The organism is Achromobacter sp. UMC46, from assembly GCF_014170335.1.
Lineage (GTDB): Bacteria > Pseudomonadota > Gammaproteobacteria > Burkholderiales > Burkholderiaceae_B > Achromobacter.
Window position 1 is genome coordinate 41,763 of record NZ_LZZS01000026.1, and the last position, 14,747, is coordinate 56,509.

General features: G+C 62.7%; 14 protein-coding genes. All 14 read right to left on the reverse strand.

Going from position 1 to position 14,747, the window contains the following annotated elements; all coding sequences use genetic code 11:
* Nucleotides 1–3 precede the first annotated feature (3 nt).
* Complete coding sequence (locus A9973_RS18510) at nucleotides 4–1,506, reverse strand: NADH-quinone oxidoreductase subunit M (RefSeq protein ID WP_183015173.1); 1,503 nt, start codon at nucleotides 1,504–1,506, stop codon at nucleotides 4–6.
* The gene (gene nuoL / locus A9973_RS18515) at nucleotides 1,503–3,539 is read right to left on the reverse strand and encodes an NADH-quinone oxidoreductase subunit L (protein WP_183015174.1); all 2,037 of its coding nucleotides are present in this window, start codon (nucleotides 3,537–3,539) and stop codon (nucleotides 1,503–1,505) included. Before nuoL ends, A9973_RS18510 begins: the two co-directional genes overlap by 4 nt.
* A gap of 17 nt (nucleotides 3,540–3,556) precedes the next feature.
* Entirely contained in the window at nucleotides 3,557–3,865 is a 309-nt protein-coding gene (gene nuoK, locus A9973_RS18520) for an NADH-quinone oxidoreductase subunit NuoK (RefSeq protein ID WP_006217969.1), read from the reverse strand.
* A complete protein-coding gene (locus A9973_RS18525) occupies nucleotides 3,862–4,518 on the reverse strand; it encodes an NADH-quinone oxidoreductase subunit J (protein ID WP_183015175.1) in 657 nt (218 codons plus the stop codon). Before A9973_RS18525 ends, nuoK begins: the two co-directional genes overlap by 4 nt.
* A 17-nt stretch (nucleotides 4,519–4,535) precedes the next feature.
* Nucleotides 4,536–5,024 (reverse strand): NADH-quinone oxidoreductase subunit NuoI, encoded by a 489-nt coding sequence (gene nuoI, locus A9973_RS18530; RefSeq protein ID WP_006223758.1) that lies wholly within the window; start codon nucleotides 5,022–5,024, stop codon nucleotides 4,536–4,538.
* Between the two features lie 21 nt (nucleotides 5,025–5,045).
* Entirely contained in the window at nucleotides 5,046–6,119 is a 1,074-nt protein-coding gene (gene nuoH, locus A9973_RS18535) for an NADH-quinone oxidoreductase subunit NuoH (protein WP_183015176.1), read from the reverse strand.
* Complete coding sequence (nuoG, locus tag A9973_RS18540; protein WP_183015177.1) at nucleotides 6,119–8,446, reverse strand: NADH-quinone oxidoreductase subunit NuoG; 2,328 nt, start codon at nucleotides 8,444–8,446, stop codon at nucleotides 6,119–6,121. The genes nuoH and nuoG overlap by 1 nt, the downstream gene beginning before the upstream one ends.
* A gap of 15 nt (nucleotides 8,447–8,461) precedes the next feature.
* Entirely contained in the window at nucleotides 8,462–9,829 is a 1,368-nt protein-coding gene (nuoF, locus tag A9973_RS18545) for an NADH-quinone oxidoreductase subunit NuoF (RefSeq protein WP_169271265.1), read from the reverse strand.
* Nucleotides 9,826–10,320 carry an NADH-quinone oxidoreductase subunit NuoE gene (gene nuoE, locus A9973_RS18550; protein ID WP_100857383.1) on the reverse strand — a complete coding sequence of 165 codons (495 nt, stop codon included), beginning with the start codon at nucleotides 10,318–10,320 and terminating at the stop codon, nucleotides 9,826–9,828. The genes nuoF and nuoE overlap by 4 nt, the downstream gene beginning before the upstream one ends.
* Nucleotides 10,321–10,367: 47 nt before the next feature.
* Nucleotides 10,368–11,624, reverse strand: a complete 1,257-nt coding sequence (locus tag A9973_RS18555) for an NADH-quinone oxidoreductase subunit D (protein ID WP_183015178.1) — start codon at nucleotides 11,622–11,624, stop codon at nucleotides 10,368–10,370.
* A 6-nt stretch (nucleotides 11,625–11,630) separates the two neighbouring features.
* On the reverse strand, nucleotides 11,631–12,257 hold the full coding sequence (locus A9973_RS18560; RefSeq protein WP_183015179.1) for an NADH-quinone oxidoreductase subunit C: 627 nt from the start codon (nucleotides 12,255–12,257) through the stop codon (nucleotides 11,631–11,633).
* 75 nt (nucleotides 12,258–12,332) lie between these two features.
* Nucleotides 12,333–12,809 (reverse strand): NADH-quinone oxidoreductase subunit B family protein, encoded by a 477-nt coding sequence (locus tag A9973_RS18565; protein WP_006217960.1) that lies wholly within the window; start codon nucleotides 12,807–12,809, stop codon nucleotides 12,333–12,335.
* 40 nt (nucleotides 12,810–12,849) lie between these two features.
* Entirely contained in the window at nucleotides 12,850–13,209 is a 360-nt protein-coding gene (locus tag A9973_RS18570) for an NADH-quinone oxidoreductase subunit A (protein WP_006217959.1), read from the reverse strand.
* Between the two features lie 297 nt (nucleotides 13,210–13,506).
* On the reverse strand, nucleotides 13,507–14,619 hold the full coding sequence (locus A9973_RS18575) for a porin (RefSeq protein WP_183015180.1): 1,113 nt from the start codon (nucleotides 14,617–14,619) through the stop codon (nucleotides 13,507–13,509).
* Nucleotides 14,620–14,747: the final 128 nt, after the last annotated feature.

Genomic DNA, 14,747 nt, shown 5'->3' on the forward strand with positions numbered 1-14,747 from the left:
GTCTTACAGTTTCGAGACGGCAACGTGTTGCAGCAGGGCCTCGACCGACACGTGCATCACGTCGGTGAAGGGCTTGGGATAGATCCCCATGTACAACACGGCGATCGCCATCACGCCAAGAATCACGAATTCGCGGCGGTTGATATCGGTCAGTTCGCGCACATGGTCATTGGCGATGTCGCCCAGGACCACGCGCTTGACCATCCACAGCGAATACGCGGCACCCAGGATCAGGGCGGTAGCCGCCAACAGGCCGATCCAGAAGTTGTGCTGGACCGCGCCCATGATCACCATGAACTCGCCGACGAAACCGCTGGTGGCCGGCAGGCCGCTGTTGGCCATCGAGAACAGGATGAAGAACGTGGCGAAACGCGGCATCACGTTGACCACGCCGCCGTAATCGGCGATGTTGCGCGAGTGCATGCGGTCATAGAGCACGCCGATACACATGAACATGGCGCCCGACACGAAGCCGTGGGAGATCATCTGCACGATGGCGCCTTCGACGCCGGCCGTGTTGAAGATGAAGAAACCCAGGGTCACGAAGCCCATGTGGGCCACGGACGAGTAGGCCACCAGCTTCTTCATGTCTTCCTGGATGATCGCGACGAGACCGATGTAGATCACGGCGATCAGCGACAGCGTGATCATCAGGCCAGCCAGGCTGTGCGACGCATCCGGCGTGATCGGCAGCGAGAAGCGCAGGAAACCATAGGCGCCCAGCTTCAGCATGATCGCGGCCAGCACGATGGAGCCGCCCGTGGGCGCTTCAACGTGGACGTCCGGCAACCACGTGTGGACGGGCCACATCGGCACCTTCACCGCGAATGCCGCCAAAAGAGCCACGAAGATCAGGATCTGCTCGGTCTGGCCCAGCTTGACCTGGTGCCAGGTCAGGATGTCGAACGAACCACCCGAGGCATGCCACAGGTAGATGAACGCGACCAGGGTCAACAGGGAACCCATCAGCGTGTACAGGAAGAACTTGAACGCCGCGTAGATGCGGTTATCGCCGCCCCACGCGCCGATGATGATGTACATCGGGATCAGCGTGGCTTCGAAGAACACGTAGAACAGCATGCCGTCCAGCGCGGCGAACACGCCCACCATCAGACCCGACAGGATCAGGAAGGCGGCCATGTATTGCGCCACGCGGCTGGTGATGACTTCCCAGCCCGCCAGCACCACGATGATGGTGATGAACGCGGTCAGGAGGACGAACCACAGCGAAATGCCGTCGATGCCCAGGTGGTAGTTGACGTTGAAGGCCTCGATCCAGGAGGCCTTCTCCACGAACTGCATGGCAGCCGTGGTGGAGTCGAAACCGGTGTAGAGCGGGATCGTGACGACGAAACCGGCCAAGGCGCCAGCCAGCGACAGGCCACGCGTCAGACCGGGACGGTCGTCACGGCCCACCGCCAGCACCAGCAGGCCGAATACGATCGGGACAAAGATCGCAAGCGTGAGCCAGGGGAAAGTGTTGGATGCCATCTCGCTTGCCATCATTGGGGAATCAGCACAAAGAAAGTCACCAGCGCCATGATGCCGATGATCATCGCGAACGCGTAGTGATAGATGAAGCCGGACTGCAGGTGACGGCTGACCGCTGCCACCCAGCCCACCACGCGGGCGCTACCGTTGACGAGCAAGCCGTCGATGATGCCGCGGTCGCCGGTCTGCCACAGGCCACGGCCCAGGGCGCGCAGGCCGCGGGCGATGATCTGCTCGTTGACCCAATCCACGTAGTACTTGTTCTCAAGCACCTTGTTCACGCCAGACAGGCTGGACTTGATCGCGGCCGGAACCTTGGGGTTGATCAGGTAGCAGTACCAGGCGATGACGAAACCCGCCACAACCAGCCAGAACGGCAGGGTCTGGAAGGCATGCAGGCCATAGGCGACCCAGCCGTGCCACTCTTCGTTCAGCTCGTGCATGGCCGGATGCTGCGGCAGCACCGTGATCACGCCGTTGAAGAACTTGCCGAACAGCATCGGGTCAACCGCCCAGGCGCCAACCAGCACCGACGGGATCGCCAGCAGGATCAGCGGCAGCGTGACCACCCAGGGCGACTCATGCGGCTTGCCGCCATGATGGCCGTGGCCGTGATCGTCGTGGCCGTGGTCGTCATGGGCATGGTCGTCATGGCCATGGCCGTGGTCGCTGGTGTCGAAGCGTTCCTTGCCGTGGAAGACCAGGAAGTACACGCGGAACGAGTACAGCGAGGTCACGAACACGCCGATCAGCACCGCGTAGTACGCGAAGCTTGCGCCCCAGACGTTAGCGTGGCCGGCGGCTTCGATGATGTTCTCTTTCGAGTAGAAACCCGAGAAGAACGGCGTGCCGACCAGCGCCAGCGTGCCCAGCAGGAAGGTGATCCAGGTGATGGGCATGTACTTGCGCAGGCCGCCCATGTTGCGGATGTCCTGGTCGTGGTGCATGCCGATGATGACCGAGCCCGCGCCCAGGAACAAGAGCGCCTTGAAGAACGCGTGGGTCATCAGGTGGAAGATCGCCACCGAGTAGGCCGACGCGCCCAGGGCCACGGTCATGTAGCCCAGCTGCGACAGCGTGGAGTACGCGACGACGCGCTTGATGTCGGTCTGGATGATGCCCAGGATGCCCAGGAACAGCGCGCCGATGGCGCCGATCACGATGATGAACGACAGCGCCACGTCCGACAGTTCGAACAGCGGCGAGAAGCGCGCGACCATGAAGATGCCGGCCGTCACCATGGTGGCCGCGTGGATCAGCGCGGAGATCGGGGTCGGGCCTTCCATCGAGTCGGGCAGCCAGGCGTGCAGCGGCACTTGGGCCGATTTACCCATGGCGCCGATGAACAGGCAGATACACGCCACCGTCAGCAGCATCCAGTCAGAGCCCGGCAGGGTCATCGTGGCCAGCTTGTCGGCTTGGGCGAACACGTCGCCGTAGTGCATCGTGCCGGCGTACGCGAACAGCAGGCCGATGCCCAGCACGAAGCCGAAGTCGCCGACGCGGTTGATCAGGAACGCCTTCATGTTGGCGAAGATCGCCGTCGGGCGGGTGTACCAGAAGCCGATCAGCAGGTACGACACCAGACCCACCGCTTCCCAGCCGAAGAACAGCTGCACCATGTTGTTCGACATCACCAGCATCAGCATGGAGAACGTGAACAGCGAGATGTACGAGAAGAAGCGCTGGTAGCCGGGATCATCCGCCATGTAGCCGATGGTGTAGATGTGCACCATCAGCGACACGGAGGTCACCACGACCATCATCATGGCCGACAGCGGATCGATCAGGAAGCCGATTTCCAGCTTGGTCTGGCCGATCAGGCTCCAGGTGTAGACCGCGCCGTCAAAGCGCAAGCCGTTCAGCACGTCGGCCAGCACCACCACCGAACCGATGGCGGAGATGAGCACGCCCAGGATCGTGATGACGTGGGACGCGCGGCGGCCTATCGGGCGGCCCAGGAAGCCGGTGCCGAAAAGGCCCGCGAGGATTGCTCCGGCCAGCGGCGCCAGCGCGATGAGCAAGTAGAGATTGGGTGAGCTAGACATTTTCTTCCAATACCCCGTCAGCCCTTCAGGCGATCGAGTTCGTCAACGTTGATCGTGTTCAGGTTGCGGAACAGCAGCACCAGGATGGCCAGGCCGATCGCCGCTTCAGCGGCGGCCACGGTCAGGATGAAGAACACGAACACCTGGCCGGCGGTATCGCCGAACCAGCTGGAGAACGCCACGAAGTTCATGTTGACGGCCAGGAGCACGAGCTCGATGGACATCAGCAGGATGATCAGGTTGCGGCGGTTCAGGAAGATGCCGAAGATCCCGATGGCGAACAGGATCGCCCCCAGGATCAGATAGTGGGCCAGCGTCAGCGTCATTCTTTTTCTCCTTGGGGCGCAGCGGCGACACCGTTGGCGGCGTCGCGCCTGGCCTGGGCACGGTCGCTCTGGGCGGGCATGTCCACCATGCGGAAACGATCCTTCGCGCGAACGCGCACGGCGGCCACCGGGTCGTTGTACTTCACGTCGCGGCGGCGGCGCAGGGTCAGCGCGATCGCGGCGACCATGCCGACCAGCAGCAGCGCGGCGCCGACTTCAATGGCGTAGACGTACTGCGTGTACATGACTTCGCCCAGCGCGCGGGCGTTGTTGTAGTCGCCGGCGACCGGGGCTTGCGGGCCCGAGCCGTACCAGGTGGAACCCAGCACGAAGGACATTTCCAGCACCAGCACCAGACCGATCACCAGGCCCAAAGGCAGGTAGGTCTTCATGCCCTGGCGCATGGTGTCCATGCGGATGTCCAGCATCATCACGACGAAGAGGAAGAGCACCATCACGGCGCCCACGTACACCAGCACCAGCAGCAGCGCCAGGAACTCGGCGCCCAGCAGCATCCACAGCATGGCGGCGTTGGAGAACGCCAGGATCAGGTGCAGAACAGCGGTGACCGGACTGCGCGCGGTGATCACGCGGAACGCCGCGATCACCAGCACGGCGGCCAGTATGTAGAAAAGGACAGTGGTAAAAGTCATGGATCAGACCCTGGGCTTCAACGGTAAGGAGCGTCGTCGGCCCGGCGGCGGGCGATGTCGGCTTCGTAGCGGTCGCCCACGGCGAGCAGCATGTCTTTGGTGAAATACAGGTCGCCGCGCTTTTCACCGTGGTATTCGTGGATATGGGTTTCCACGATCGAGTCCACGGGGCAGCTTTCCTCACAGAAGCCGCAGAAAATGCACTTGGTCAGATCGATGTCGTAACGCGTGGTGCGGCGCGAGCCGTCATCACGCTGTTCCGATTCGATGGTGATCGCCAACGCCGGGCAAACCGCTTCACACAGCTTGCACGCGATGCAGCGCTCTTCCCCGTTGGGGTAGCGGCGCAATGCGTGCAGGCCGCGGAAACGCGCCGACGTAGGCGTCTTTTCCTGCGGATAACGCAAGGTCACCTTGCGCTTGAAAAAATACTTGCCCGTCAGGCGCATGCCCTTGAGCAATTCGGTCAGCATCAGACTGCCGAAGAAATCTTTGATCGCTTCCATATCCTGCCTCTGCCTGGCGGCTTAGCGCCAAATGTTCCAGGGCGTCTGCATCCAGATCGCCACCACGACCAGCCAAACGCCGGTCAGCGGGATGAAGATTTTCCAACCCAAACGCATGATCTGGTCATAGCGGTAGCGCGGGAACGAAGCGCGGAACCACACGAACAACGAGACCACGACGAACGTCTTCAGACCCAGCCAGATCCAACCCGGGATCCAGGTCAGCGGCGCAATGTCGATCGGGGAAGCCCAGCCGCCCAGGAACATGATCGACGCCATGCAGGACAGCAGGATCATGTTGGCGTATTCACCCAGGAAGAACAGGGCGAAGGCCATACCCGAGTACTCGACCATGTGGCCGGCCACGATTTCCGATTCGCCTTCCACCACGTCGAACGGATGGCGGTTGGTTTCGGCCACGATCGCCACGATGTAGATCACGAACAGCGGCAACAGCGGCAGCCAGTTCCAGGACAGGAACGTCAGGCCCTTGTCGGCAAACCATCCGCGGTTCTGGACGTTGACGATTTCGGACATGTTCAGGCTGCCGGACACCAGCAGCACCGTCACCAGCACGAAGCCGATGGCCAGTTCGTAGGACAGCATCTGCGCCGAGGCGCGCAAGGCGCCCAGGAACGCGTACTTGGAGTTCGACGCCCAGCCCGCCACGATCACGCCGTACACGCCGATCGACGTGATGGCCATGATGTACAGCAGGCCGGCGTTGACGTTGGCCAGCACGACATCAGGACCGAAGGGCACCACGGCCCAGGCGGCCAGCGCGGGCATCAACGTGACCACCGGGGCCACGACGAACAGCACCTTGTTGGCCTCGCTGGGGACGATGACTTCCTTCGTCAACAGCTTGAACACGTCGGCGAACGGTTGCAGCAACCCCTTGAAGCCCACGCGGTTCGGACCCACGCGCACGTGCATGGCGCCAATCATCTTGCGTTCCCAGTACGTCAGGTACGCGACGCACAGAATGATCGGCACGGCGATGATCACAATCTTGATGAGGGTCCAGAGGACCATCCAGACCGTCGGGCCCAGCAATGCCTGCCCGTGGCTCTCAAGAACATTAAGCCATTCCATCAGGCACGCTCCACGCTGAGTTGACCGAATGCGCCACCCAGGGCTGCGGTGTTGTCAAAGGCTGCGGAAATGCGCACGGCGCGGTCGGCCACGGCATCATCCTGCACGGTTTCGAGTTCGACGGCGCCTTGCGCGCCCGCGACGCGGACCTTGACCCCGGCCGTCAGGCCCAGGCTGGTCAACGTGCGGCCGTTCATGGCGGCAGCCGGTTTCTTCGAGGCCGGGGACGCTTGCAGCGGTTCCGAACGGCGGACCATGGCGTCGGTGCGGTAGATCGGCACGTCGGCCACGCGTTCCAGGCCGCTTGCGGCCTGGCCCAGGCCCAGCGGCGCCTTGACGTCGTTGGACAGGCGGCCTTCGATGCCGCCGGCCAGCGCGGCGTCGCGCACGGATTCGGAGGTCTCGTCGTCAAAGCCGGCCAGGTGCAGGACATTGCCCAGCACGCGCAGGACCTTCCAGCCCGGACGCGTCTGGCCCAACGGCGTGACCGTGCCCTTGAAGCTCTGGGCCAGCCCTTGCGCGTTGACGAACGTGCCCGAGGTTTCGGTGAACGGCGACACCGGCAGCATGACGTCGGCCCATTCGGCGGCGGCCGAGCGGTACGGCGTCAAGGCCACGGCGAATTGCGCGCCGCGCAGCGCGGCGATCGCTTGCTGGCCGTTGTCGGCATCCAGCAGCGGTTCGGCGTGCAGGACGATGTAGGCCTTCAGCGGTTCCGCGAGCATCGCGGCGGCGGTCTTGCCGCCCTTGCCCGGGACGGCGCCAGCCAGGTAGCCGCCGACGGTGTTGCCGCCGGAGGTCAGGAAGCCGAACTTGCCGCCAGCCAGATCGGCCACGGCGCGGCCGTTGGCGGCCAGCGTCGACGCCTGGGCGCTGGCGACCGCCAGGTTGCCCATCAGCACGGCGGTGTTGGCGCCGGACGCCAGGCTGGCGGCGATGATCTTGGCGTTTTCGCCCGGGGTGACCGAGACGAATTCGGCCGGCACGGCTTGATCCTTGGCTTGCGCCAGGGCGACGGCCACTTCGGCCAGCGCGCGCGGCAGCTCGGACGGCGCAACCGTGATGCGGGCGGCGACGGGCATCAGGGGATCGTCAGCGGCGCTGTCGATCATCAGGATCTGCGTGCCGCGCTTGGCCGCTTGGCGCAGGCGTTGCGCCATCAGCGGGTGATCCTTGCGCAGGAACGAGCCGACGACCAGGACGCGGTCCAGGTTGTCGAGTTCAGCGATGGGCATGCCCAGCCACGGCGTGCCGGTCAATGCGGCGTCGAACGCCGGATCGGTCTGGCGCAGGCGGAAGTCGATGTTCTCGGAACCCAGCGCGCGGACCAGGCGGCCGAGCAGCGCATATTCTTCGGTGGTGGCGTATTCCGACGCCAGCGCGCCGATCTGGCCGGCGCCGAAGCTGTCGCGAACGCGCGACAGGCCTTGGGCCACGGCTTGCAGCGCGTCGGCCCAGGAGGCTTCCTGCCACTTGCCGTCGGTGCCCTTGATCATCGGGGCGGACAGGCGGTCGTCGCTGTTCAGGCCTTCGTACGAGAAGCGGTCGCGGTCGCTGATCCAGCATTCGTTGACGGCGTCGTCTTCGAACGGGACCACACGCATCACGCGGTCGCCCTTGACCTGGACCACCAGATTGGCGCCCAGGCTGTCGTGCGGGCTGACCGAACGGCGGCGAGCCAGTTCCCAGGTGCGGGCGCTGTAGCGGAAGGGCTTGGAGGTCAGCGCGCCCACCGGACAGATGTCGATCATGTTGCCCGACAATTCGGACTCGATCGAGCGGCCCACGAAGGTCGTGATCTCGGCGTGTTCGCCACGGCCCAGCATGCCGAGCTCCATGACGCCGGCGATTTCCTGGCCGAAGCGCACGCAGCGGGTGCAGTGGATGCAGCGGCTCATTTCTTCTGCGGAAACCAGCGGACCCAGGTCCTTGTGGAAAACGACGCGCTTTTCCTCTTGGTAACGCGAGGAAGAGCCGCCGTAGCCCACCGCCAGATCCTGCAGCTGGCATTCGCCGCCCTGATCGCAGATCGGGCAGTCGAGCGGGTGATTGATGAGCAAGAATTCCATCACCGATTTCTGAGCGGCGCGAGCCTTCTCAGAGCAGGTGTGGACGACCATGCCGTTAGTCACGGGCGTGGCGCAGGCGGGCAGCGCCTTGGGCGCTTTTTCCACTTCAACCAGGCACATCCGGCAGTTGGCCGCGATGGACAGTTTCTTGTGGTAGCAGAAATGCGGCACGTAAAGCCCGACTTTCTGAGCGGCATGCATGACCATGCTGCCTTCGGGCACTTCGACCTGATTGCCGTCGACGGTTAGTTCAACCATTGCTGTTCCTGAGACCTACAGATATTGCGGGACCACACAAGACTTATGCTCGATGTGGTGCGCGAATTCGTCGCGAAAATGCTTGAGGAAGCCACGGACGGGCATGGCGGCGGCGTCACCCAGGGCGCAGATGGTGCGGCCCATGATGTTGCCTGCCACGTTGTCCAGCAAGTCCAGATCTTCCGGACGGCCGTGACCGTTTTCGATGCGGTGCACCATGCGGTAGAGCCAGCCGGTGCCTTCGCGGCACGGCGTGCATTGGCCGCAGCTTTCCTCGAAATAGAAGTACGACAGGCGCAAGAGCGACTTCACCATGCAACGCGTTTCGTCCATGACGATCACCGCGCCGGAACCGAGCATCGAGCCGGCCTTGGCGATGGAGTCATAGTCCATCGTGCATTCCATGATGATGTCGGCCGGCAGCACCGGAGCGCTGGATCCGCCAGGGATCACGGCCTTCAGTTTCTTGCCGCCGCGCATGCCGCCCGCCAGTTCCAGCAGCGTCGAGAACGGGGTGCCCAGCGGGATCTCGTAGTTGCCGGGGCGTTCGACGTCGCCGGTGATCGAGAACAGCTTGGTGCCGCCGTTGTTCGGCTTGCCGACTTCCAGGTAGGCCTGGCCGCTGTTGCGGATGATCCACGGCACCGCCGCGAACGTTTCGGTGTTGTTGATCGTGGTGGGCTTGCCGTACAGGCCGAAGCTGGCCGGGAACGGCGGCTTGAAGCGCGGTTGGCCCTTCTTGCCTTCCAGCGATTCCAGCAGCGCGGTCTCTTCGCCGCAGATGTAGGCGCCGTAGCCGTGGAATGCGTGCAGCTGGAAGCTGTAGTCCGAACCCAGGATCTTGTCGCCCAGGAAGCCGGCGGCGCGCGCCTCTTCCAGCGCTTCTTCGAAGCGCTCGTAGACTTCGAAGATTTCGCCGTGGATGTAGTTGTAGCCGACGCTGATGCCCATGGCGTAGGCCGCGATCGCCATGCCTTCAATCACGATGTGCGGATTGAAGCGCAGGATGTCGCGGTCCTTGAACGTGCCCGGCTCGCCTTCGTCCGAGTTGCAGACGAGGTATTTCTGGCCCGGGAAGGCGCGCGGCATGAAGCTCCACTTCAGGCCGGTCGGGAAGCCCGCGCCGCCACGGCCGCGCAGACCCGACGCCTTGACTTCGGCGATCACGTCTTCCGGCTTCAGGCCGGTGGTGAGGATCTTCCTCAGGGCTTCGTAGCCGCCGCGCTTGACGTAGTCGGCCAGGCGCCAGTTCTCGCCGTCGACATCCGCCATGATCTGCGGCTGGATGTGCCGGCCGTGCAGGCACATCGAGTTGGACACGTCGTTCAGCGGATTGGGATCCAGCCCTTGCGCGAACTGCTTGTACAGGTCGGGCGCGTTCATGCCGACTCTCCTTGCACCTTGAGGGCCGCGACCAGCGCGTCCAGCTTCTCGTCGGTCATGCGCACGCACATATGCTTGTTGTTCACGATCAGCACGGGGGAATCGCCGCAAGCGCCCATGCATTCGCCTTCAACCAGCGTGAACTGGCCGTCGGCGGTGGTTTGACGGTAGTCGACACCCAGCTTGCGCTTGAGGTATTCGCCGGCACGGTCGCCATCGCGCAAGGCACAGGGCAAGTTCGTGCAGACGGCGATCTTGTTCTTGCCGACGGGCTTGACGTCGAACATGTTGTAGAACGTGGCGACTTCCTGCACCGCGATGGGTGGGACGCCAATGTAATTGGCGACGTCTTCAATGGTTTCGGTAGCCAACCAGCCCTTCTCTTCTTGCGCGATGGCAAGCGAGGCCATGATGGCGGACTGCCGCTGGTCGCCCGGGAACTTCGCGAGTTCTCGGTCGATTTTCTGGTAGGCCTGTTCGGAAAGCAGCATAGTTTGAATCCGGGTTATGCGGGCGTGCTCGTGACTGTCTGGGCGGATCAGCGATCGATCTCGCCGAAAACGATGTCCTGCGTACCAATGATGGTGACGGCGTCGGCGATCATGTGACCGCGCGACATTTCGTCCAGCGCTTGCAGGTGGACAAAGCCGGGGGCCCGAATCTTCAGGCGGTAAGGCTTGTTGGCGCCATCCGACACCAGATAGATGCCGAACTCGCCCTTGGGGTGCTCCACCGAGGCATACGCCTCGCCCGGGGGCACGTGGAAACCTTCGGTGAAGAGCTTGAAATGGTGAATCAGCTCTTCCATGTTGGTCTTCATGGCGGTGCGCTTGGGCGGGGCGATCTTGTGATTCTCGATCATGACCGGACCCGGGTTGTTGCGCAGCCATTCCACGCACTGGCGGATGATGCGATTGCTTTCACGCATTTCGGCGATGCGGACCAGGTAGCGGTCGTAGCAGTCGCCGTTGACACCCACGGGGATGTCGAAATCAAGCAGGTCATAGACTTCGTAGGGCTGCGTCTTGCGCAAGTCCCAGGCCACGCCCGAGCCACGCAGCATCGGGCCGGTGAAGCCCAGCGCCTTGGCGCGGTCGGGATCGACCACGCCGATGCCCACCAGACGCTGCTTCCAGATGCGGTTGTCGGTCAGCAGCGTTTCATACTCGTCGACGCAGGCCGGGAAGCGGTTGGTGAAGTCTTCGATGAAGTCCAGCAGCGAGCCCGAACGCGCGTCGTTCATGATGCGCATTTCTTTGTCGCCGCGGTATTTGCTGGTGTCGCCGTACTGCGGCATCGTGTCCGGCAGGTCGCGGTAGACGCCGCCCGGACGGTAGTAGGCCGCGTGCATGCGCGCGCCCGAGACCGCTTCGTAGCAGTCCATCAGGTCTTCGCGTTCACGGAAGGCGTACAGGAACACCGCCATGGCGCCCACGTCCAGCGCGTGCGAACCCAGCGACATCAGGTGGTTCAAGAGACGCGTGATCTCGTCGAACATGACGCGGATGTACTGGGCGCGCAACGGGGCTTCGACGCCCAGCAGCTTTTCGATGGCCATGACATAGGCGTGCTCGTTGCACATCATGGACACGTAGTCCAGGCGGTCCATGTAGGGCAGCGCCTGGATGTAGGTCTTGTGCTCGGCCAGCTTTTCGGTGGCGCGGTGCAGCAGGCCGATGTGCGGGTCGGCGCGCTGGATGACTTCGCCGTCCAGTTCCAGCACCAGGCGCAACACACCGTGCGCGGCCGGATGCTGAGGACCGAAGTTGAGCGTGTAGTTCTTGATTTCTGCCATGATGATTTAACGCCCCAAGCCGTAGGAGTCTTCGCGGACCACGCGCGGGGTGATCTCGCGCGGATCGATCGTGACCGGCTGGTAAATGACGCGCCGTTGTTCGGGGTCGTACCGCATTTCGACGGTGCCGGACAGCGGGAAGTCCTTGCGGAACGGATGGCCGATGAAGCCGTAGTCGGTCAGGATGCGGCGCAGGTCCGGGTGGCCTTCGAAGACGATGCCGTACAGGTCGAAGGCTTCGCGTTCGAACCAGCCCACGGTCGGCCAGCATTCCATCAGCGACGCGACGATCGGGAACTCGTCGTCGGTGGCCCAGGTGCGGACACGCAGGCGCCAGTTGTTCTCGATCGACAGCAGGTGGATCACGACGGCGAAGCGCGCGCGGTGGATCTTGGCGCTGCTTTCCTCGGGCAGCTGGCGCGTGCCGTTGCCCCACGTGAGGTAGTCGACGCCACAGAGGTCGATACAGGTTTCAAAGCGCAGGCCGGCTTCGGTGCGCAGCTTGTTGCAGACGGAGAACCACTGCTGCGCGGGCACTTCGAGCGTCAGCTCGCCCAACGCCTCGGTCAGCGCGATATCCGCGCCGAGGGTGGTCTGCAAATTGTTTTTCAGGGTTTCGAGCCTGGTCATCATCTTGTACGCTTAGGTGAACCGATACGCTGGTTTCGCAATGCCCGCGGCAACGACTGCCGCCGGCGGGGCGAAGGCTCAGCGCGCAATCGTGTTGGTCAGACGGATCTTGTTCTGCATTTGCAGCAAGCCGTAGACCAGCGCCTCGGCCGTGGGCGGGCAGCCCGGCACGTAGACGTCTACCGGTACGATGCGATCGCAACCACGAACCACCGAATACGAGTAGTGGTAGTAGCCGCCGCCATTGGCACAGGAGCCCATGGAAACCACCCAACGCGGCTCGGGCATCTGGTCATAGACCTTGCGCAGCGCCGGCGCCATCTTGTTGCACAGCGTGCCAGCGACGATCATCAGATCGGACTGACGCGGGCTGGGCCGGAAGATGATGCCGAACTGGTCCAAGTCGTAGCGGGCCGCGCCCGCGTGCATCATCTCAACCGCGCAACAGGCCAGACCGAAGGTCATGGGCCACATGGAGCCGGTCTTCGCCCAATTAAGGAACTTGTCGGCGCTGGTTGTGATGAACCCTTGCTTGAGAATGCCGTCTATAGCCATATTCGTCTCTGATAGCGAGCTGTGAAAAAACCCGGAGGGGTTATTCCCAGTCCAGCGCGCCCTTTTTCCATTCGTAGATGAAGCCGACGGTCAACACGGCTAGGAAAACCATGACCGTCCAGAAACCGACGAGCCCGACTGTGCCTTGGGCGATGGCCCACGGGAACAGGAACGCGATTTCCAGGTCGAAAAGAATGAACAGAATCGCCACCAGGTAGTAGCGCACGTCAAACTTCATGCGGGCGTCTTCAAACGCTTCGAAGCCGCACTCATACGGCGACAGCTTCTCAGCGTAAGGACGCCGCGGGCCAAGGAGGGAGCCGGCCGTTAGAAGCGCGAACCCGATAAGGGTGGCCACTACGATAAACAGCAGGACGGGAAAATACTGTTGCAGGTTCATTCAGGCGTCCGTCAAATGCGCAAACCTTAGGATTGTAGCATTCGCACGGTTACTTCCGGCTGAACTCTGTAGCTTGAATAACAGGTGAAAGACTGCATTCCTCAGATGGAACAATCGCAGTTTCCGGCAAAGAACGACAAGAATACAGGACTCGCCTGACAAGCACCTTCGGAACGCAAAAAATCAGGCGATGGGACGAAAAAAAGCCACCCCGAAAGGTGGCTTTATACGAACGGGCCGAAGCCCGTTCGTTCGCTTGCGCTTTGAATCCAGACAGGGCTTGCGCCCTGCGTTGGATTAGAAGCGGTGGCGGATACCGACGCCGACAGCGGTCGACTTGACGCCGTCGATGAAGGCGTAGTTCTTGGCGTACGAACCGTACGTGTACAGGTTGGTGCGCTTGGACAGGTCGTAGGTGTAGCCCAGCGAGAAGACTTGCGTCGTTTCGTCGCCGCCAGTCAGCTTCGTGTTGCTGGGGTCAACCATTTGCCACGAACCGAACAGGCTGCTTGCGCCGCCGATCGGGGCGGACAGGCCGACCATGTACGAGTTGGCCTTGAAGCCATCAGCAAAGGCGTTGGCGCCGAAGTTGATGCTGCCCAGGTTGGTGTCGACGCCTTGACCAGCGAACCAGCCGTCGGTCGTGCGAGCGTAGGCCAAAGCCAGCTTCACAACTTCAAAGTCGTACGAACCGCCGATGGCGTACTGACGCGGGGTAGCGTCGGTCGAAGCGCCCGGCAGCTTGTTCGAACCATTCAGCTGGTCAAACGTCAGGGCTGCGTTCAGCGGGCCGTTGACGTAGCGCAGACCGGTCGTGATGGCGCGGGTGTTGTCGGCGGTCTTGAAGCCGGTTTGACCAGCGTTGGTGTCGTTCACGTTGAACGAGTAGCCGACGCCGAACTGGAAGCCGCTGAACGACGGGGTCTGATACATGACCATGTTGTCGTAGCGGTTCGTGTTGGCGGCGCTCAGAGCCACGCCGATGTTAGCTTGACCGAAGCCAGCGCCGAACGGATCGATCGAGCCGAAGTACTTCGACGCGATGTTGGTTTGGCGACCGAAGTCCAGTTGACCCCAGCTGTCGCTGGCCAGACCGACGGTGGCTTGACGACCGAACAGGCGGCCGCCTTGAGCGGAGTTGCCGTTACCGGAGTTGAAACCCGATTCCAGTTGGAAAACAGCGCGCAGGCCATCACCCAGGTCTTCCGAACCACGCAGACCCCAGCGCGAACCGTTCTGGACGCCGTTGATCATGCCGAAACGGCTGCCATTCACAGCATCGGAAGCGCCGCTGATCTTGTTGTAGCCGAGGCCCGTGTCGATGATGCCGTACAGGGTGACAGACGTTTCTGCCTGGGCGACACCGGCAAAACCGGCGAGCAGGGCGGCAGCGAGCAGAGTCTTTTTCATTTAAGAAATCTCCGTTGATTTGAGTGACAAGAGCAGCAATCCAGCAAACCAGCCTGCCGCCCCCCTAACTCCGCGAAGGGAAGTTGACGCTATTGCATCAAAAATCGGGGGGACTGGCTATGGTCGGC

Coding starts and splice junctions, on each gene's coding strand:
- nuoL (WP_183015174.1), bottom strand. CDS start 3,539: ATGTCTAGCTCACCCAATCTCTACTTGCTCATCGCGCTGGCGCCGCTG.
- A9973_RS18555 (WP_183015178.1), bottom strand. CDS start 11,624: ATGGCAGAAATCAAGAACTACACGCTCAACTTCGGTCCTCAGCATCCG.
- nuoK (WP_006217969.1), bottom strand. CDS start 3,865: ATGACGCTGACGCTGGCCCACTATCTGATCCTGGGGGCGATCCTGTTC.
- A9973_RS18560 (WP_183015179.1), bottom strand. CDS start 12,257: ATGATGACCAGGCTCGAAACCCTGAAAAACAATTTGCAGACCACCCTC.
- nuoE (WP_100857383.1), bottom strand. CDS start 10,320: ATGCTGCTTTCCGAACAGGCCTACCAGAAAATCGACCGAGAACTCGCG.
- A9973_RS18575 (WP_183015180.1), bottom strand. CDS start 14,619: ATGAAAAAGACTCTGCTCGCTGCCGCCCTGCTCGCCGGTTTTGCCGGT.
- A9973_RS18525 (WP_183015175.1), bottom strand. CDS start 4,518: ATGACTTTTACCACTGTCCTTTTCTACATACTGGCCGCCGTGCTGGTG.
- A9973_RS18510 (WP_183015173.1), bottom strand. CDS start 1,506: ATGATGGCAAGCGAGATGGCATCCAACACTTTCCCCTGGCTCACGCTT.
- A9973_RS18570 (WP_006217959.1), bottom strand. CDS start 13,209: ATGAACCTGCAACAGTATTTTCCCGTCCTGCTGTTTATCGTAGTGGCC.
- nuoH (WP_183015176.1), bottom strand. CDS start 6,119: ATGGAATGGCTTAATGTTCTTGAGAGCCACGGGCAGGCATTGCTGGGC.
- A9973_RS18565 (WP_006217960.1), bottom strand. CDS start 12,809: ATGGCTATAGACGGCATTCTCAAGCAAGGGTTCATCACAACCAGCGCC.
- nuoG (WP_183015177.1), bottom strand. CDS start 8,446: ATGGTTGAACTAACCGTCGACGGCAATCAGGTCGAAGTGCCCGAAGGC.
- nuoF (WP_169271265.1), bottom strand. CDS start 9,829: ATGAACGCGCCCGACCTGTACAAGCAGTTCGCGCAAGGGCTGGATCCC.
- nuoI (WP_006223758.1), bottom strand. CDS start 5,024: ATGGAAGCGATCAAAGATTTCTTCGGCAGTCTGATGCTGACCGAATTG.